This is a genomic window from Brevundimonas sp. DW-iso22, assembly GCF_058725425.1.
Map to the genome: position 1 here is coordinate 310,193 of NZ_JBZXEB010000005.1, position 17,311 is coordinate 327,503.

Annotated in this window: 18 protein-coding genes and 1 tRNA gene; 9 read left to right on the plus strand and 10 right to left on the minus strand. The window is 65.3% G+C overall.

Translation table 11 applies throughout. The features are described from left to right. Positions 1-59 precede the first annotated feature (59 nt). From AC4PRM_RS10295 to AC4PRM_RS10305, 3 genes are read right to left on the minus strand one after another with little or no spacing between them, the layout of a single operon-like run. On the minus strand, positions 60-635 hold the full coding sequence (locus tag AC4PRM_RS10295; protein ID WP_492039767.1) for a DUF6468 domain-containing protein: 576 nt from the start codon (positions 633-635) through the stop codon (positions 60-62). Continuing rightward, entirely contained in the window at positions 635-1,693 is a 1,059-nt protein-coding gene (gene fliM / locus AC4PRM_RS10300; protein ID WP_373258350.1) for a flagellar motor switch protein FliM, read from the minus strand. Before fliM ends, AC4PRM_RS10295 begins: the two co-directional genes overlap by 1 nt. Before the next feature lie 2 nt (positions 1,694-1,695). Continuing rightward, entirely contained in the window at positions 1,696-2,370 is a 675-nt protein-coding gene (locus AC4PRM_RS10305; RefSeq protein WP_492039768.1) for a flagellar basal body-associated FliL family protein, read from the minus strand. A gap of 176 nt (positions 2,371-2,546) precedes the next feature. Here AC4PRM_RS10305 and flgF point away from each other — a divergent pair, with 176 nt between their 5' ends. The 8 genes from flgF (at position 2,547) to AC4PRM_RS10345 (ending at position 8,877) form a co-directional block, all read left to right on the plus strand. After that, positions 2,547-3,284 carry a flagellar basal-body rod protein FlgF gene (flgF, locus tag AC4PRM_RS10310; protein ID WP_373258348.1) on the plus strand — a complete coding sequence of 246 codons (738 nt, stop codon included), beginning with the start codon at positions 2,547-2,549 and terminating at the stop codon, positions 3,282-3,284. Positions 3,285-3,298: 14 nt separating this feature from the next. Further along, positions 3,299-4,087, plus strand: coding sequence for a flagellar basal-body rod protein FlgG (gene flgG, locus AC4PRM_RS10315; protein WP_373258347.1), 789 nt, complete (start codon positions 3,299-3,301; stop codon positions 4,085-4,087). Then, positions 4,084-4,686: a flagella basal body P-ring formation protein FlgA gene (locus tag AC4PRM_RS10320; RefSeq protein WP_492039769.1), complete on the plus strand. Its 603-nt coding sequence runs from the start codon at positions 4,084-4,086 to the stop codon at positions 4,684-4,686. The genes flgG and AC4PRM_RS10320 overlap by 4 nt, the downstream gene beginning before the upstream one ends. 15 nt (positions 4,687-4,701) lie before the next feature. Then, a complete protein-coding gene (flgH, locus tag AC4PRM_RS10325; protein ID WP_373258345.1) occupies positions 4,702-5,445 on the plus strand; it encodes a flagellar basal body L-ring protein FlgH in 744 nt (247 codons plus the stop codon). Between the two features lie 73 nt (positions 5,446-5,518). Further along, positions 5,519-5,986, plus strand: a complete 468-nt coding sequence (locus AC4PRM_RS10330) for a hypothetical protein (protein WP_492039770.1) — start codon at positions 5,519-5,521, stop codon at positions 5,984-5,986. A gap of 38 nt (positions 5,987-6,024) precedes the next feature. Next, positions 6,025-6,456, plus strand: a complete 432-nt coding sequence (locus tag AC4PRM_RS10335) for a hypothetical protein (RefSeq protein WP_373258343.1) — start codon at positions 6,025-6,027, stop codon at positions 6,454-6,456. Between the two features lie 14 nt (positions 6,457-6,470). Further along, positions 6,471-6,989 carry a hypothetical protein gene (locus tag AC4PRM_RS10340; protein ID WP_487921756.1) on the plus strand — a complete coding sequence of 173 codons (519 nt, stop codon included), beginning with the start codon at positions 6,471-6,473 and terminating at the stop codon, positions 6,987-6,989. A 67-nt stretch (positions 6,990-7,056) separates the two neighbouring features. Further along, positions 7,057-8,877 carry a DUF885 domain-containing protein gene (locus tag AC4PRM_RS10345; RefSeq protein WP_492039771.1) on the plus strand — a complete coding sequence of 607 codons (1,821 nt, stop codon included), beginning with the start codon at positions 7,057-7,059 and terminating at the stop codon, positions 8,875-8,877. Here AC4PRM_RS10345 and AC4PRM_RS10350 read toward each other — a convergent pair. Genes AC4PRM_RS10350 through msrA form a run of 3 tightly spaced genes read right to left on the minus strand, consistent with a single transcriptional unit; the run spans position 8,843 to position 10,466 of the window. Continuing rightward, entirely contained in the window at positions 8,843-9,376 is a 534-nt protein-coding gene (locus tag AC4PRM_RS10350; RefSeq protein ID WP_492039772.1) for a c-type cytochrome, read from the minus strand. The two genes, AC4PRM_RS10345 and AC4PRM_RS10350, sit on opposite strands and share 35 nt — an antisense overlap. 59 nt (positions 9,377-9,435) lie before the next feature. Then, entirely contained in the window at positions 9,436-9,783 is a 348-nt protein-coding gene (locus AC4PRM_RS10355) for an MmcQ/YjbR family DNA-binding protein (RefSeq protein WP_492039773.1), read from the minus strand. 23 nt (positions 9,784-9,806) lie between these two features. Continuing rightward, positions 9,807-10,466 (minus strand): peptide-methionine (S)-S-oxide reductase MsrA, encoded by a 660-nt coding sequence (msrA, locus tag AC4PRM_RS10360; protein ID WP_492039774.1) that lies wholly within the window; start codon positions 10,464-10,466, stop codon positions 9,807-9,809. 135 nt (positions 10,467-10,601) lie between these two features. Here msrA and AC4PRM_RS10365 point away from each other — a divergent pair. Then, positions 10,602-10,691: transfer RNA gene (locus AC4PRM_RS10365), tRNA-Ser, on the plus strand. Positions 10,692-11,088: 397 nt separating this feature from the next. Here AC4PRM_RS10365 and AC4PRM_RS10370 read toward each other — a convergent pair. The 4 genes from AC4PRM_RS10370 to AC4PRM_RS10385 form a co-directional block, all read right to left on the minus strand. Further along, entirely contained in the window at positions 11,089-11,358 is a 270-nt protein-coding gene (locus tag AC4PRM_RS10370; RefSeq protein WP_492039775.1) for a hypothetical protein, read from the minus strand. A 156-nt stretch (positions 11,359-11,514) separates the two neighbouring features. Continuing rightward, positions 11,515-13,557 carry an AIPR family protein gene (locus AC4PRM_RS10375; RefSeq protein ID WP_492039776.1) on the minus strand — a complete coding sequence of 681 codons (2,043 nt, stop codon included), beginning with the start codon at positions 13,555-13,557 and terminating at the stop codon, positions 11,515-11,517. Continuing rightward, complete coding sequence (locus AC4PRM_RS10380; RefSeq protein ID WP_492039777.1) at positions 13,544-14,563, minus strand: PD-(D/E)XK motif protein; 1,020 nt, start codon at positions 14,561-14,563, stop codon at positions 13,544-13,546. Before AC4PRM_RS10380 ends, AC4PRM_RS10375 begins: the two co-directional genes overlap by 14 nt. Further along, positions 14,560-17,298, minus strand: coding sequence for a Z1 domain-containing protein (locus AC4PRM_RS10385; protein ID WP_492039778.1), 2,739 nt, complete (start codon positions 17,296-17,298; stop codon positions 14,560-14,562). Before AC4PRM_RS10385 ends, AC4PRM_RS10380 begins: the two co-directional genes overlap by 4 nt. Positions 17,299-17,311 lie beyond the last annotated feature (13 nt).

Here is a 17,311-nt window from a genome sequence, read left to right on the forward strand (position 1 = left end):
AAGAGCCCTCAAGTCGCCTGCACGCCGCGCGTGCAGGCATAGGGCAAGAAGGATGATCTTCAGGCGGCGAACAGGTCTTCGTCCAGATTACGCCGCGCCTGATTGAGACTTTGCTTCGCGGCTTGGTTAGCGGTCATCGCACCCAGAATGGCCGAGACATTCGATCCGCCCGGGGCCTGGGCGCGGGCCGAAGCCGGTGTCGCCATGCCCTGAATGCGCTCGGCCAGGGCCGCCATGCGCAGCGCCCGCTCGTCGTCGGCTGTCGCGGCAACGGGTGCCGTCGCGGCCACCGGCACTGGACGCGGCGCGACAGTGCGCAGTTCCAGCGGCGCTTCCTCCACAACGGCGCGAGCCGGCGCCGAAGGCGCACGGGCGATCAACCCTTCCAGCTGAGCCTTGACCTCACGGGCCTTGACGATGCGGTCGTGCAGCAGATCGGTCTCATGCCCCGAGGCCCGCAGGGTCGCCAGTGCCGTCTCGGCCCGCCCTGCGGCCGTGTTCAGCTCCGTCACGGCCGATGCAAACGCCTGCTGACCCGCGCGCAGGGCCGACAGCTTGCGCTCCAGCCGCACGCCATAGCCCAGGGCCGCGACCAGCAGCACCATCAGGACACCATCCAGGATCAAACCGGTCATCAGCGTTTTCCTCCAGTCAGGCGGGCGGCGGCGTCGATATTGATCGGGGCCTCCACACGCACGGCGATATGCTGGCCCTTGCGGCCCATCTTGCCGGTAGTCAGCGGTATGGTCCCGGCCCGGATCGAAATGTCGGAATCGGGCGTGGCGTTGAACATCATCGTGTCGCCGACCTTCAGGGCCAGCACCTGCGACAGGGGGGCCTGTTGCTCGTCCAGCACGCAGCGGACCTCGGTCTCGGTCGTCCAGAGCTCAGTGGCCAGGTGGCCTTCCCAGATATTGTCGCGTCCGAACTTCTCGCCCATGAACTGTTGCAGCAGCATCTTGCGGATGGGCTCGAGCGTCGAATAGGGCAGCAGCAGTTCGACCCGACCGCCGCGGTCTTCCATGTCGATTCGCAACTTTACCAGAATGGCCGCATTGGCCGGACGCGCGATGGCGGCGAAGCGCGGATTGGTCTCCAGCCGATCAAGGTTGAAATGCACCGGCGTCAGAGGCTCGAAGGCGGCACGAGCGTCGTTCAGGATGACCTCGACCATCCGCTGGACCAGCACGCGCTCGATAGTCGTATAAGGTCGGCCCTCGATCCGCAACGCCGCGGTACCGCGTCGGCCTCCCAGCAGCACGTCAACGATCGAATAGATCAAGTTGGAATCGACCGTCAGCAGGCCGTAGTTGTCCAACTCCTCGGCCCGGAACACTGCCAGAATAGCCGGCAGAGGAATTGAGTTCAGATAGTCGCCGAACCGGATCGAGCTGATGTTGTCGAGGCTAACCTCGACGTTGTCAGAGGTGAAGTTGCGAAGGCTGGTCGTCATCAACCGCACCAGACGGTCGAACACGATCTCCAGCATCGGCAGGCGCTCGTAGGACACCAGCGCCGAGTTGATGATGGCTCGAATGCCTGAGCGCTCGGACCCGTCGTCGTCGCCCAGATCGAAGCCCAGCAGGCTGTCGATCTCGTCCTGGTTCAGAACCCTTTCGGACAAGGCAGAGGGACGATCCTCGTCCTCTTCGCCCAACGGGTCGATCGGTTCGGCGAACGCAGCGTCGGTCATGCCTACTGCACCAGCATTTCTTCGATCAGGACCGCATCCACCTTGCCCGGTGCCGCGACCAGATTGACCCGACGCAGGATTTCGGCCCGCAATTGGAAACTGCCCGCCGATCCGGCCAGATCTTCGGGCCGCAGTTCGCGCAGGAAGCCCTGAAACATATCCTGAAGGCGCGGCATTTCGCTTTGCAGCTGCTCGGCGACGTGGGCGTCCTTGGTCTCCAGCGTCAGCTTCAGCTTCAGATAGGTCGGACGCCCTTCCGGCCCCTGAATGTTCACCAGCATGTCCGGCAGCGTGAAGAAGGTGATCCCGTCGGGCCCCTCGGCGATCACGCCCATGGACGGATCGGCCTCACCCTCGGCGCCGCCGCCGTGGTCACCGCCCCCCTTCTTCTTGGCCTCGCCATGGCCTGCATCGGCCTTGGCCTCACCATGCTCGCCGCCCTCGGCCTCCGCCGCAGCCGGCTTGGGCTGAAGCATGAAGAAGGCTGCGGCCCCACCCCCACCCAGCACCAGTACTGCCGCCGGGATGACGATGAACAGCAGCGGGATTTTCTTCTTCTTGGGCACGGCATCTGCACCCTCCCCGCCCTCGCCTTCGGTCGAAGGCGCATCGGACACGGCCGGAAGATCGGCGTCACCGCCGCCCTTCTTGTCCTTCTTCTTGCCGAACTTCAGCATTCACAGCGCCCCGGAGAATCTCGAAGGCCATTCGACCGTTTTTTGGTTAACGAGCCGCTAAGAACCGGCAAATCCTGCCGGGTCCGCAAGGCTGAAATCGGCGGCAAAGCCCGCCACCACTGGATTAACCCTGTTGGCACGACCGTTGCGAGGCCTCTTTGCGAAAGGAGCCGCTCATGGAAAATGCCGCCTACGTCGGACTATCGCGCCAGATGACGCTCCGCCGCGAGCTCGACATCGTGGCCAACAACATCGCCAATGCCGACACCACCGGCTTCAAGGTCGAACAGCTGCTGGTCGGCACCGAGGTCGGCGAGCGCGCCCGCAACGCCTTCATCCGGCCCAGCGCCAGTTTCGTCCTGGACAAGGGTGTCGGCCGCGACTTCGGCCAGGGCGCGCTGGAACAGACGGGCCGCAGCCTGGACTTCGCCATTGAGGGCGAAGGAGCCTTCTTCAAGCTGCAGGACGGGGCTGGCGAGGCCTATACCCGCGATGGAGCGTTCACCCTGAACGCCGAGGGTCAACTGACCACCGAGGGCGGCTTTGCCGTTCTGGGCGACGGTGGCCCCATCATCCTGGACCGTGCACTGGGCGAGCCCGCCGTCGGTCCTGACGGTACCATCAGCCAGAACGGCGAGCTGACCGGCCGTCTCGCCGTCGTCCGCTTCGACACCCTGTCTGTGCTAGAAAAGGGTGGCGACGGTCTGTACCGCAACGCCTCCAACGCTGCGCCCGTCGAGGCGACAGACGCCCGTGTGCGGCAGGGCATGCTGGAAGGCTCCAACGTCAATCCGATCCTCGAGATCACCAATCTGATCGAGATCCAGAGAGCCTACGAGAGCATCTCGCGGATGATCGAAAACACCAACGACCTGTCCCGCCGCTCGGTCGAGCGGCTGGGCCGGGTGTCGTAAGGAGAGACTGAACCATGCGCGCACTTCGCACCGCCGCCTCGGGCATGTCGGCCCAGCAGCTGAACGTGGAGGTCATCTCCAACAACATCGCGAACATGAACACCGTCGGCTACAAGCGCCAGCGGGCCGAGTTCCAGGATCTACTGTACCAGAACGTCGAGCGGATGGGCGCACAGTCGTCCAGCCAGGGCACCGTGGTCCCGACGGGCATCCAGATCGGTGCGGGTGTCAAGGCCGGGGCCGTCTACCGCGTCACCGAACAGGGCACCCCGACCAATACCGGCGGGCTGTACGATGTGGCCATCGACGGGCGCGGCTACTTCCAGATCCTGCTGCCGTCAGGCGAGACGGCCTTCACCCGCGCCGGCAACTTTGCCCTGAACGGCGAGGGCCAGCTGGTCACCGACGACGGCTATGCGGTCCAGCCCAACATCTCCATCCCCCAGGATGCGGTGGACGTCTCCATCTCCAAGTCCGGGCAGGTCCAGGTCATTACCGCGGGTGAGACCGAGCCCTCCATCGTCGGCCAGTTGGAGATCGCGACCTTCTTCAACGAGGCGGGACTGGAAGCCGTCGGCGACAACCTTCTGCTCGAAACCACCGCCTCGGGCCCGGCCAATGTCGGCACACCCGGCGAGGTCGGTTTCGGCCAGTTGCTGCACAAGTTCACCGAGGCGTCGAACGTCGATGCCGTGGCCGAGATCAGTTCGCTGATCATTGCCCAGCGCGCCTATGAGATGAACTCCAAGGTCATCACAACCGCCGACCAGATGCTGTCCGTCGCCTCGCAGGTGAAGTCATGAGGGCGCTGATCCTGGGGGCCGCACTGGTCTTGGCCGTCGCGGGTTCTGCCTTCGCTGGCCCCGTGACGCTGAAGAGCAATCCCGTCGATTCAGACGGCCAGGTCACATTGGGCGACCTGTTCGACGGAGCCGGCGGCGCGTCTGGCGTCGTCGTAGGCCGCCGGGTCGGCCCTTCCATTGTATTCGAGGCCGGTCAGCTCCAGAGCCTGGCCCGGCAATCCGGCCTGGACTGGGCAAATCCGACCGGGTTGCGCCGCGTCGTGGTTCGTCATGCCGTCGAAGCACCCGTCATGACTGCCAGCGCTGGAACCGCGGTCTCGCCGACGACAGCCGCAGCCCCCACCTATGCCCCGGCCCGCGCCGCCTACGCCGACCGCGTAATCAGCCGCAACGATCTGGTTGAGGTCGCCTTCGAATCCGGCGGCATCCGCCTGACCGTCACCGGCCGCGCCCAGCGCAATGCCGGCATGGGGGAGCCCGTCGCCGTGCTGAACCTGCAGTCCGGCCGCACCGTCGACGCCGTCGCCACCGGCCCCGGCCGCGCCATCGCGGGCCCTGCTGCCCAGTCTGCCCGCAACAACCAGTTCGCCGCTCGCTAAGAGGGATTTCAGTTCATGCGTACCGCCCTGATCACCACCGCCGCCCTCGCCTCCACCCTGGCGCTCGGTGCCTGCTCGACGGCCGTCGAGGCGATTCGCGGGCCGGAACTGGCCCCCATCGGCTATCCGGCGGCCCTGGTCCCGACCAGCCAGGTCTATCTGCCGACGCCAGAGCAGCAGCGGGCGGATCGCGCCGCCAGCGCCAACAGCCTCTGGCGGGTCGGATCGCGCACCTTCTTCGGCGACCAGCGCGCCCGGCGCGTCGGCGACATTCTGACCGTCAACATCGACATCGACGACCGCGCCCAGACCCAGAACTCGACCCAGCGCAGCCGGACCAACAATGCCTCGGGCGGCGTGACCAACTTCTTCGGCCTGGAAAACAGCCTGGGCCGCATCTTCCCCGGTGGCTTCGACCCTTCAACCATGGTGGGCATCGAGGGCGAGTCCAACGCCAACGGCTCCGGCTCGGTCAACCGCTCGGAGCGGGTGTCCCTGACCATCGCGGCCGTCGTCACAGACGTGATGGCCAATGGCAATCTGATGATCCAGGGCCGCCAGGAAGTCCGCACCAACCGCGAGGTGCGCGAGCTGACCGTCGCCGGCATCGTCCGGCCCGAAGACATCAGCTCGGCCAACACCATCGCCCATACCCAGATCGCCGAGGCCCGCATAAGCTACGGCGGTCGCGGGGACATCAGCCGGGTCCAGGCCACGCCTGCTGCCCAGTCCCTGGTGGAGCGGTTCAGCCCGTTCTGATCTGGTTGTAAAGCTGTGCCGTGAACCGTTGAGGGACACCCGCGTTCAATGATCGAACGCAAGGTATCCCCCGTTGCTCAAGATCGCCCTTCCTGCTGTCGCCGCCCTCGGACTGGCCGCCTTTGCGGCCCAGACCATGGCGACGGATACTCAGGTGGTCCCCGAAGGCATTGAAGGCATGGGCTGGCACATCAATCATGACGGGCCAGAGGCACGCCTGTTCTACGGCGTCGCCAACTCCGACCGACTGGCCGTCATGATGAGCTGCCGCATCGGCGACGGAGAGATCGTCACCATGGGCGCGGTCCATCCGGTCGCGGCTCGATCCGCAGGCAGTCTCGAGGCCGACATCGACCCCCTGAGCGGCGACCTGATCGAAATGCGCGCCCTGTCCGCCGACGACCCCGCCATGGCGCGTCTTGCTCGCGCCGGACGCCTGGGTGTCGAGGGACCCGAGCGCCGCTTCGACCTTCCCGCGACACAAACCGAGCGCCAGTCTATAAGGGCATTCTTGGACGACTGCGGAACGCGCTCCGCCTGACGGCGTCCTGAGGCCGAACGACAGCGAGGGGCTGCACCATGTCTATCCTGATCGCCGCCTGGGCCTTGGCCCTGCAGTCCACCCCTGCGCCCGAAACCGCGTGGACCTGGACTCTGTATGCCGACAGCGCACCGGTCGTCCTCGCCAACGAAATCCCCGACACGCCCAGCCTGCGCTCGACCCTGGAATGCGAGCCCGGCTCCAGTGTCGCCCGACTGACCCTCTATCAGACCAGCGACATGACCGGCATGACACGGATCGCGGCGGGCACGTCAACCGCCATGACACAGAGTGAGGCCGGACGCGCCGGATCGGTCAAGGTCGCCCTGCGCACCGACCATCCGGTGTTTGCCGCCTTCGCGCGCGAGGGCAGCCTGTCGATGAGCGCTGGCGAAACCCGCCGGACGCTGGAAATCCCGCAGGCCCATCTTGCCAAGCTGCGCCGGTTCGCCGAGCTTTGTTCCGGCTAGTTCCGGAGTAGCCCATGCGTCGCGTGTCTTTGTTGTCTCTTGCAGTCGTCAGCCTGACTGTTGCTGGTTGTTCCACGACGCCCGCACCCACTTCCGAGAACGCTGCCCCATCAGGTGCCCCCCAGCCGATCCCGGGCTACGACTGGTTCCTCTCGACCGACGGCAGCCAGGCAAAACTGGCCTATGGGGCTGAGCGCAGCGACGATCTCAAGCTCAGCCTCGAATGCACACCCGGCAGCGAGCTATTGGATCTGACCGCCAGCGCCGAAGACGGTGCCGCGCCTGAAATCCATCTCGAATCCGGCGGCGACACCGAACGCAATTTCGCCCAGGCCGAGCCTGCCGTCGTCCACGCCGGCCTGGTTCTGACGGCCCAGGCCCGGTCCGACGCGCCCGTCTTCCAGCGGTTCCGCCGCGTCGGCTGGATGGCCGCCTGGCATGGCGACATCCGCGAAACCTACGTACCCCAGCCTGCGTCCGCCGAACGGATCGAGCAGTTCTTCGCCCTCTGCACGCGGGGTTCCGGCACCTGATCCCTTGACGCCGCGCCTGGCGTCCGGTGCAGTTACCGCGCCCGCTCGGGGCACGAGGGGCAGATCCATGAACACCACCACCGCCGTTAGCCTTCTGGCGCTACTGGTTGCCCTGCCCGGCACCGCTCTGGCTCAGTCGACCGGTGCCCCAGCCACGATCCAGCCCGCGTCTGATGCGGCGGGTCAAGCCAACCCCGCCCTCGCCACCATCCTGACCGACTACGAGACCTATCTGAAGGCCAACGATCCGATCTCGGCGGGCCTCGACGGCGACGTCGCCGCCCTGTCGCGCTTGCCCGACATCTCGCGTGAGGCCGAACTGGCTCGCCGCGCGCCGCTACGGGCCTTCAAGGCGCGGCTGGAGGCCATCCCCATGGCCGGATTGTCGGCCGACGATGCCCAGAACCGCACCTTCCTGCTGTTCCTGATCGACCGCGAGTTGGAAGGCATGGCGCTGCACACAAGCCGGCTGGCCCTGAACTCCGAAGGCGCAATCGGTCAGTCGCTGGCCTATATCGCCTCGGTCACCCGCATTGCGAACAAGCGCGATGCCGAGGCCTGGCTGTCGCGCCTCGCCGCCATGCCCGCCATGTATGATGCCACCCTCGCCCATGCCCGGCGCGGTCTGGAAACCCGCCTGATCCAGCCTCGGTCGGTCGTCGAAAACGCCCTGACCCTGGCGCAGACCGATGCCGCCATCACGCCCGCCGTCGACCCCCTGATGGCTCCCCTGGCCAACCTGCCCGCGACCATCCCTGCCGCCGATCAGACTGCGCTAAAGGCCCGTGCCGCCGCCCTGATCGCCGAGGGCATCACGCCCCGCCGAGCCGAATGGCTGAGGTTTCTGACCGACGACTATCTGCCCGCCACCCAGACCCAGCCCGGCATCGGCCAGCGTCCCGGCGGGCGCGACCTCTATGCCTATTTCGTGCGTGGCTACACCACCACCGACCTGACGCCGGATCAGGTTCACGCCATCGGCCTGGAAGAGGTCGCCCGCATCCGCGCCCGCATGGATGAGGAGATGCAGGCCGCAGGCTGGACCGGCGATTTCGCGGGCTTCCTGACCTTCCTGCGCACCGATCCGCAATTCTACGCCACCAGCCGCGAGGGCCTGCTGGAGAAGGCATCGGAGATGGCCAAGCGGGCCGACGACGGTCTGCCCGCCCTGTTCGGTACCCTGCCCCGGCTGCCCTATGGCGTCCGGCCGGTCCCGCGCGAGATCGAGGCGAACTACACCACCGGCCGCTACTTCGGCGGGTCGATGAAGACCGGTGTCGCCGGCGGCTACATGGTCAACACCTCCAGCCTGGACCAGCGACCCCTGTACGAACTGCCCGCCCTGACCCTGCACGAGGCCGTGCCCGGCCACCACCTGCAGATCGCCCTGCAACAGGAGGCCGAGGACCAGCCCTATTTCCGGCGGGGGGCCGACGTCACCGCCTTCGTCGAGGGTTGGGGCCTGTATGCCGAATTCCTGGGCGAAGAGATGGACTTCTATCGCACCCCCTACGAACGCTTCGGGCGGCTCTCCTACGAGATGTGGCGGGCTTGCCGCCTGGTCGCGGACACCGGCCTGCACTGGATGGGATGGGACATCGAACAGGCCAGAGCCTGTTTCCGCGACAACTCGGCCCTGGCCCCGCTGAACATCGAGACGGAGCTTCAGCGCTACATCGGCTGGCCCGGCCAGGCCACGGCCTACAAGATTGGCGAAATCCGCCTGCGCGCCATCCGCACCCGCGCCGAGGCCGCCTTGGGCGACCGGTTCGACATCCGCCGCTTTCACGACGCCCTGCTGGTGGATGGCCCCCTGCCGCTGGAACTGCTGGACGCCCGCATGGACCGCTGGATCAGCGCGGAGGCGGCGCGCTCGCCGGCATCTTGATGTTCAGGTCCTCATAAGGCGTGGACGGCACCTGACCCGGCGGCAGCCCGTCCGGCACCGCCTCCCCCGGCTCGCCGGGCAGCGACCGGATGTAGCGATAGATGGCCCGCTTGTCGGCGTCGTCCATGGCCCGCACGCTGGCCCAGGGCATGATCGGGCGACCTTCGCGCGTCGACAGCATATCGACCCAGGCCTCCTCGGTTAGCGTCGCCGTCGTCAGCCTCAGATTGGCGGCATAGGTCGTTCCCCACGGGCCATAGAAGCCCATGCCATTGCCCCTCAGCGTGTCGGCCTCATCCAGCGGAGGCGACCCCGGGGCTCCGCGCGGTGAGTGGCAGTCGTTGCAGCCGGTGATCTGGACCAGATACCGTCCGGCCTCGATGTCCGTGGCCGCGACCACCCGCGTCGTTTGCGGCGTCGTGACCCTAATCTGGGCATTCTCGCAGGCCCCGAGCAGGGCGATGGCACCCAGACCCGCCGCACACATCACAAGCCGCATTCCGCCCTCCCCCGAAAAGCGGGCACAGAGAACGCCGGTTTTCGGGATTTGGCAAGACGCTAGGCGTCGAGCCCCAACGCCGCCCGCGCCTTCTTCGTCAGCTTGGCCGCAATGATCCCGTGCGCGATCGCCAGATGTTCGGCCAATTCATCATCCGGCCAAGCGCTGATATCGTCCAGATGCACCCATTTCGCCCGCGCCAGATAGGGGGCCGGACGGGCGCGGCCATCCTCGGTCAGCACCTCATAGGCAATGTCCGACACCTTGAACGACAGCCCGCCCTGCCCGCCGACCATGGCGAACATCTTGCCCCCGACCTTGTAGCAGTCGTGGTCGTCACCGAACGGATGATCCAGCGTGACCCCCGGCAGGGCCAGGCAGACCTTGCCTACACCCTGCCTGTCCACGATCAGGCCTCGACGCCCCGAAGCTACGGCTCGGCGTCGCGACCAAGATCAAGACCGATCGGGCAAACCACGCCCGTCCCGCCGATCCCGCAATAGCCGGCAGGGTTCTTGGCCAGATAGCCCTGATGGTAGTCCTCGGCGAAATAATAGGGCCCAGCCGGCGCGATCTCGGTTGTGATCTGGCCGCGACCCGCCTTCGACAGCGCCGCCTGATAGGCATCACGCGACGCCTCTGCCTCGGCCTTCTGTTCGTCGTTCAGATAATAGATGGCCGAGCGATAGGTGCTGCCGACGTCATTGCCCTGACGCATGCCCTGCGTCGGATCGTGGTTTTCCCAGAAGGCCTTCAGCAGCTCAGCATAGGTGATTTCCGCCGGGTTGAAGACCACCTGAACCACCTCGGTGTGTCCGGTGCGACCGGTGCAGGTCTCCTCATAGGTCGGATTGGGCGTGATCCCGCCAGAATAACCGACGGACGTCACCCACACCCCCGGCAACTGCCAGAAGATGCGCTCCACCCCCCAGAAACAGCCCATGCCGAAGATGGCCGTCTGGAAGCCCTCCGGATGCGGCCCTTTCAGCGGGCGACCCGAGACGAAATGCATCTCGTCCGTCCGCAGCGGCGTATCGCGCCCCGGCAGGGCGGTGTCGGCGGTCGGCAGTTCGGTTTTCTGAAACAGCATGGCGATGATCCTCACGAAATCGGCTTTGCACCCATATGGGGGCAACAACCCCGCTTGCCGAGGGGGTCTGCTTGTTCTATCAGCCTGCCCTCCGCTGGATCGACCGTCCGGCGGGTTCACGCGCGTCGTGGAAACGGACAGGTGGCGGAGTGGTCGATCGCGCACGCTTGGAAAGCGTGTGTAGGTGAAAGCCTACCGAGGGTTCGAATCCCTCTCTGTCCGCCACGCACTTCCTGGATAACCGCCGGGTCCCTGTAACCCAGGAAATAACCCCGACATTACCGCGCCTTTGCCGAACCCGGAGACGGACAGCCCGTCTCTGATCGCGGGATCTTGCCTGCAACACCCCCTTTTTGCCGCCTCAGTCTCCGTTCGCCCGGCGACGGGTCGTTTTCGCCTGCCTGGGCCCATCCCTAAAAACAGGGAAGTACAGGGAAATCCGCGAATTTTTCATCTGAACGCCCTTCGCCGCAACCCGGAAAACCCCGCTACGACTGGAATTTCAGGTGCGCGCCGCGACCTTTTCCCACGACAGGAACAGGGAATTTCTTCCGGGCTAACAGGGAATATTTTGAGGGAACAGGGAAGGAAATCCCCGGATCAGGGATGCCGCGGCTGGGTCTCAGCCAGCGGCGTAGAGACGACGCTGCGCCTCCCAGTCGAGGGGCATCTCTTGGCGGGTGACCGCCTCCAGAGTCAGCCCGGCCGGCAGGCAGCCATCGAGGATCGCCGCTTTCAAATCCGGAGCGAGGAAGGCCGTGCGGATAGTTCGGGCGGCGTAGGCTGCGGTCACGCCTTCAGCCTTGGCGATCTGGTTCAGGGTCTTTGCCTGGCCCGTCAGCAGCTGGCGCTTCCAGGCCTCGGCACGGATCCTCGTGCCCTTGCACGTCATTGATCAGGTCGTTGAAATGATCCGCGACCAATCCATCTCACGGTACCTGTACGATCCCGGAAGCGCCTCGTTAGTTGTTCATGGCGGACGTCCCGACGCAGACCATCTGTGACCGGCGAGCTCCTTCAGTGATTGTCAATCAAGCCTTGGCCAGCCTCACCCCCTGAACCCGAGACCTCGCGCCTCCTCGATGATCTTCTCACCGTGGAGGGCCTGCTTCCGCGAGGGCTTCTTCTCACTTCCGGCCAGGCGCCCCAGGCTGAAGGCCAGCGACCGCTGCCACCCTACAAGGGACTGGGTGTCCTTGGCCCATGCCGAAAGATCGAACCAGGTCTGCGCCGGGATGGCCGCGACCCGGTCGATCTGTTCCGTCTCTGTAGCGCTGCCCTGTTCCTCCAGAACACTTGTTGCCCGTCCGGTTTGACCCCGCTCCCGCGCGATGAGGCCTGCCTCAACCTCGGCTGGAATCTCGATCCGAGTGTCCCTGAATCGCTCCCAGGAAGCTTCCTTCTTGCACCACTCGGTTACGTTCTGGCCGCCAGGCGGCGTTGTCACGTGGGCGTGCGCGTGAATGCTGAGTACTTCGATAAAGGCCGCCAGCGGCGCTGGAAGCTCCTGCGCCAACCAGATCGCCTCAAGATTAACGCGCTTGGCGGTATGGTGCGAAAGCCAAGCAACGGCATAGGTGACAATGTTCGCTCGATAGCCGCCGAACTTCTGACGCGAGACGATCCGTTCGGACTGGCGAAACAAGATCGCCCGGGCGACGCAGCGCTCGAAATAGCGCTCGTCAGGCTCAAAGGCACCGCGCTTGTCCAGCGCGTCCATGAAGTCGAGATAGCATTTCTGGCCGCCCCGGCTGACGATGTGGGGCAGCTGCGACCAACTGTGCTCGTACTTCGCGAGGTCGGTCTTAGTAATCAGCTGGTTTCTTGGATGGATCAACTCCCACTTGCGGCGTTCGGCGTCGGTCCGGTTTTCCGCGACCGCGTCATGATACTGGCCACGCGCCCGTTCGTAGAACCAGCGCGACTGGCGCTGGAGCCCGCCCGCCGGCGGGGCCCAGATCGATCTGGAAAGTGACTGCATCGTCCGGTGAAATGCATGGTTCGACGAGAAGTCGGCCATGTTGACCTTGTTCTGATTGTTCGCTGACAGCGAGATGCGCGGCGCGATCTCCTCAATGTCGCCGTCGCTCAGGATTTCCGTGATCTTCACAGGCACCTGGAGCCGGCTCGCATCGACCTTGTCCTTCCGCCACGCGCGAAAAACCGAGCCGGTCGTCTGGCCGCCGTTGACGATCTGAAAGTCATCGGCGGCGAGCAGGTCCACGGTCCCGTCGCCGTGATCGCGCACCTGCAACCCGGTGGCCGTCACGGATAACCCGTTGTTGAAGGCCAGGAACATTTCCGGCTCGTCGATGATGGTTTTGCGAATGCTCTGGTTCACCTTGCCCTTCAGCTGGAGGAAGCTGCGGACGTTACGCTCCAGAAGCCGGGGTCCGTGCTGGCGGTACATCTCGACGAGGACATCGCCCGGCACCATGCCGAGTAAGCAGCGGTAGCCGCCGCCCGGCGGTGTCGACGCGATGCAACGGAGCGTCCCGCCCAGCTTCGCGAAATCGACATGGATCGGTTCGCGGCTCGAACCGGACGAGACGGCTCTGTGAAGGCGTTGAAGATCCCAAAGGTGGCTGGTCACCTCGATGGATCCGAGGAGGTAGCTATCGATCTGCTCGATGGTCGCCACGCCGTCCGTGAGCACGAACAGGCGGACATGACTGAGATCATTGCGCGCTTCCCAGATCGCCCGGGTCATGTCGTAGCCAGCAAGCGCCTCCTCGCGCTCCCGGTGGAGGCCGTCCAGCGCCTTCTCAAGATAGGCGCTGACTCGCCGAAACGCGGTGTCGATCTCCGCCTTCGGCACAGTAGCCGCGGCGCCGTCCAATCGGGGGAGCACCAGGAACAGATCTAGACGGTCATTGTCCTCCGACAGGTAGTAGCCTGAACAGCGAATGCCTCGGCCTTCGAGTGCACACGCGATCCCGTCGTCGATTTCGCCCGCATCGACGAGATGCTCGAACAGCAGCTCGGCCAGCGCCTCGGCGCGGAGCACGCCATCCTCGGCCGCGTCCGCCCGCGCGATAACGTCTTGCGCAATGTTTACAGCGTAGGTCTCGAGATCTTCACGCTCGGACATTGGAAACCTCCACCAGCAGTGCGACGTCGGCCGAAGAGACCTCGTAGACGCCTAGGTCGTCGGCGCTGATCGAATAGCGGATGTCGCCGACGCCCTCGGGCAGATTCGCCTCGGTCAAACGGGGGAACCCTTCTGCGACCTGATAGTATCGGGTCGTGGAGCAGAGCCAGCGCCGGTCTTGATAGAGGGGGGCGTGGACGTCGAGGTAGCCGCTCATCGCCAGAAGGTCGTCGAGACCCGCTGACGCCATCGGATCGGCCACGACGAGGCCGCGGACGCGACTCACCGCCATAGGCAGGGAGTCGCCCCGCACCGTGCTTTCGTCCAGTCGCAAATGGGCGAGTATCAATGTGTCGTGGGGACGCTCGTCCAGTTGCTTCTCGTTGGATATCATCATCCGCGCGGGTCGCTTCGCCAAGCTAGTCTTAACCTCGATCGCGAGGCCGCCGCTGACGAAATCCTGATGGGAGGCGTCCGGGCCGGTCCAGGCGGTCACGGCTGCCAGCCTGTCCATGCGGGGCAGGAGCAGCCGCTCCAGAACAAGGAGTTCTCCCAGCAGGCCTCGTTGTTGCGGCTCCGTCAGACCGGCAGCCGGCAGCCGTTCGAACAGTATCTGCCACATGCACAGCCGGTCGAAGCAGCGTCGAAGGGCGGAGGCGGCCGACACTTCGGCCACAACCACGTTGACGAGGTCCGCCGACATGACGGCGAAGATGTCGAGAAGGTTCTCATCTTCCAGCATCACGCGAAGCACGGTTCGGGTCTCAGGGACGACGATGAGCTCGTGTACCACGCGCACACCGCGGCACTTCGGGATCCGACCATTTCCAAGCCGATGGTCACCAGCACCTTCCACAAGCAGACCCGGTCGCCGACTTGGCCAGTATATGCAGGCGAAGACGTCCGCGGCGGCCGTCGGGTCGATGCGGACACGCTGAACCCCAGACGGGCTCGGGGGCTCGTCAGCGAGATCACTCCAGGCTGTGCGCAGCGCGTCGGGCGTCACTGGAAGATCCTGTCGAGCTGTTTCACGCTGTTTTCCGCATAATCGATCAGCGGCGCGTCGGCGTCGAACGGGAAGCTGATCGCGAAACCCATTAGGGGAAGGTCACCGGCAAGACCCGCGTCGATCGGATAGATCAGCAGGAGGCCGCGGTCTGGGCTGCGCTGCTTTCGGATGAATGGGCCGCTCGGCGTCTTTGGCCGGTCCTTCTTGGGCTCGGGCTTCCTGGACCAGGCCACCACGGTCTCCGCCATCGCCCGCGCCTGCGCCGCTTCGTCGAGATCGGCCATCTCGTCGCTGGGGCTGACCAGCCGTCCGAGGCTGATCCGGCCATCGCCGCCGTGGTCGTCGCTCCGACGATCAGTCAGATCGACCTGGTAGGGTCCGACGGCGCGGCTGACCTTCGACTGCCCCGATCCGGCCAGCACCACCGTCCAGGAGCGGAGGCGGCCGGCCGCGATCCGGTTGGCAACGTGCCCGGCGAGCGCGGAAGCGTCCGCCTTCCAAGAATCGGGGGAGGTTTGTAGCTGCCTCAGTAGGCCGTGCACATCAGCGCCGGAGACGTCGTCCCACTGTTGGCGGCCCCTGCCAGGACGGGGCGGCAAACTCCCCAGGAACCGGTCGAAGGCCTCGTAATTTGCCTGAGCTTGTGATCGCTCGAACGACACGGTCTCCGAGATGGTCCCGGAGAAGCCGGCCCGGATCTTTGAACCAGACCGCATCTTGTTCGCGGCTGTGATCAGCAGGCCGTCAGGGTGGGTGCGGACGCGGTGACCGAATTCAAGCGGCGTCTGACCGTTGTTGAACGCGAGGTCGAATTCTTCCCGGAGTTCGGCGGTCGCGATCGCGATGTGCCGGTACCAGCCGACGAGGGCGGGAGAGGTGTAGAGGCGGCAGAGGTCCGCATAGCGCGGGCGGTAGCCAAACCAGCGCCCCATCTGCATGAGGGTGTCGTACATCTTCGTCGTGCGGATGAAGTAGCTGATCGAGAGCCCCTCCAGCGTGAGGCCCCGCGAGAGCTTGTCCCCGCCCACGGCGATGACGGAAAGACCGTCCGGGTGTTCGGCATAGTCGAGAACGTCCTTGGCCGAACCGTTGATCTCCCGGACCCGCACCCTGCGGGCGGAGTCAAAAAGGTGGGTGTGAACCTCTTCCCATGCGACGGGAGCGAGATCGTGATCAGCGAGTTGGGATCGCAGGATCTCGGCCTTCGCGGCGAACTGCTTGGCCCAAAGCAACTCCATCGCCTCGTGCGCATTCCCACCGGTCCCCGGAAACTCCAGCTGACGCACGACGTCGGCTAAGTATTCCTCGATCAGGCGCGCGACCTTTTCCTGAACCGCGACGAGCCGGGTGACGTGCACCAGCATGGAGTTGTCGACGTTGATATCGCCGCGGGCACGACGCGCCGCGCACACGAGCAGAAACGCGAGAATGGCCTCCTCGAGCGACTCCGGCAGTTCAGTGACCGGCAGGTCCGATTTGTGTCCTGGAGGAAAGACCGCCTCGGCGTCCCCGATGAGGCGCAGGATCGGCAGTCCGCGCGCCTGCCCCTCTCTTCCCGGCCTTCCCAACCCGAAGACCTTCTCGGGTCCGATATAAGTCGAGGGCGCAGGAAGGTTGATGATGAAACTGCTCGGAAAGAGGTCCTTGCCAAGATCCCGGTGCGCCGCCTCGTGGTGTATGAAGACGTTTGCGAACGGCGTCGCCGTGTAGCCGACGTAGGCGCTCTTCTCGAATGAGACGAGCAACTTTCGGATCAGCATGTTGGTTTTGGTGGGGTCGGCGTCCTCGTCGATGCTGCCATCGTCGTTTCTGTACTCGTTCGTATTGACGGAGGCGTTGTCGGCCTCGTCGTCGATGACCAGCATGGGCACGTCGCGGACGAGCTTCCCGCCCGGGGTGGCGGCGTCATCGACGGCCCGGACCGACTGAACCCATGCGATCAGGTTCTGCAGAATGGAGACCCGCTTCTTGACGACGAGGATGATCGGATCCCGGCCGCCAGGGATCAGACGCGTGCCGTTGGCTGTGCCCGCCTTGAAGTCGCCGCCGTCGGCGCTGCTGGTCAGCGAGTGAGCCACGAGGAAGGGCGCGCTCGGCATCTTGCCGGCGCCGATCCTCTGGTTCTCCTGGTCCTCGGCCAGAAGGCTCAGCCGCGTGTCGAAGCCGAGGAACCCCTCGTCGACCCGCAACTGGGTCTGGCTTCGCAGGCTGTTGTGCACGCCGGCCAAGATAATCACGAGCGGGAAACCAGCATCGACCGCCTTGCAGATCAGCGCGGTGTAGTTGGATGTCTTGCCCGACTGCACATCGCCGACGACGAGGCCCCGGCGATCCCAAGCACCCTCGGTCTCAGGGTTGCGGAGACGGTCGAGGATGTCATCCGTCATGTTGTCGAGCTCGAGCAGGGGTTGCCTCGCCCAGCCCCGGCCGCGGTCCATCCAGTGACGGTAGCGGTCCCAGAAATCGAAGGGGCGTCGCTCGCGCGCGGCCTTCACCCAGGCGACGAACTCCTTGTCGTCGATGATCGAATAGCCGCCGACCAGCGTGTTGTTGCGAGCCTCCAGTTCGCGCAGGAGGCGTGTGCGGTCGACCGAGGCGTAGGGTGGCATGGCGAGCACGAAGTCCACGCTCCGCTCGAGCGCCTCCTGGGTGATGCGCGGCTCAAGCTCCAGCAGGGCATTGGCCGCGCCGTAGGCGCTGCGAAGCAGCTGTTCGGATGATCCTGCCTGCATTGGTTTTCCCCGG

Bases quoted from the DNA above. Each gene is read 5' to 3' on its own strand.
- AC4PRM_RS10385 (WP_492039778.1), bottom strand. From the start codon at position 17,298: ATGCAGGCAGGATCATCCGAACAGCTGCTTCGCAGCGCCTACGGCGCG.
- AC4PRM_RS10370 (WP_492039775.1), bottom strand. From the start codon at position 11,358: ATGACGTGCAAGGGCACGAGGATCCGTGCCGAGGCCTGGAAGCGCCAG.
- AC4PRM_RS10350 (WP_492039772.1), bottom strand. From the start codon at position 9,376: ATGCGGCTTGTGATGTGTGCGGCGGGTCTGGGTGCCATCGCCCTGCTC.
- AC4PRM_RS10335 (WP_373258343.1), top strand. From the start codon at position 6,025: ATGTCTATCCTGATCGCCGCCTGGGCCTTGGCCCTGCAGTCCACCCCT.
- fliM (WP_373258350.1), bottom strand. From the start codon at position 1,693: ATGACCGACGCTGCGTTCGCCGAACCGATCGACCCGTTGGGCGAAGAG.
- AC4PRM_RS10305 (WP_492039768.1), bottom strand. From the start codon at position 2,370: ATGCTGAAGTTCGGCAAGAAGAAGGACAAGAAGGGCGGCGGTGACGCC.
- AC4PRM_RS10375 (WP_492039776.1), bottom strand. From the start codon at position 13,557: ATGTCCGAGCGTGAAGATCTCGAGACCTACGCTGTAAACATTGCGCAA.
- flgH (WP_373258345.1), top strand. From the start codon at position 4,702: ATGCGTACCGCCCTGATCACCACCGCCGCCCTCGCCTCCACCCTGGCG.
- AC4PRM_RS10320 (WP_492039769.1), top strand. From the start codon at position 4,084: ATGAGGGCGCTGATCCTGGGGGCCGCACTGGTCTTGGCCGTCGCGGGT.
- msrA (WP_492039774.1), bottom strand. From the start codon at position 10,466: ATGCTGTTTCAGAAAACCGAACTGCCGACCGCCGACACCGCCCTGCCG.
- AC4PRM_RS10345 (WP_492039771.1), top strand. From the start codon at position 7,057: ATGAACACCACCACCGCCGTTAGCCTTCTGGCGCTACTGGTTGCCCTG.
- flgG (WP_373258347.1), top strand. From the start codon at position 3,299: ATGCGCGCACTTCGCACCGCCGCCTCGGGCATGTCGGCCCAGCAGCTG.
- AC4PRM_RS10295 (WP_492039767.1), bottom strand. From the start codon at position 635: ATGACCGGTTTGATCCTGGATGGTGTCCTGATGGTGCTGCTGGTCGCG.
- flgF (WP_373258348.1), top strand. From the start codon at position 2,547: ATGGAAAATGCCGCCTACGTCGGACTATCGCGCCAGATGACGCTCCGC.
- AC4PRM_RS10340 (WP_487921756.1), top strand. From the start codon at position 6,471: ATGCGTCGCGTGTCTTTGTTGTCTCTTGCAGTCGTCAGCCTGACTGTT.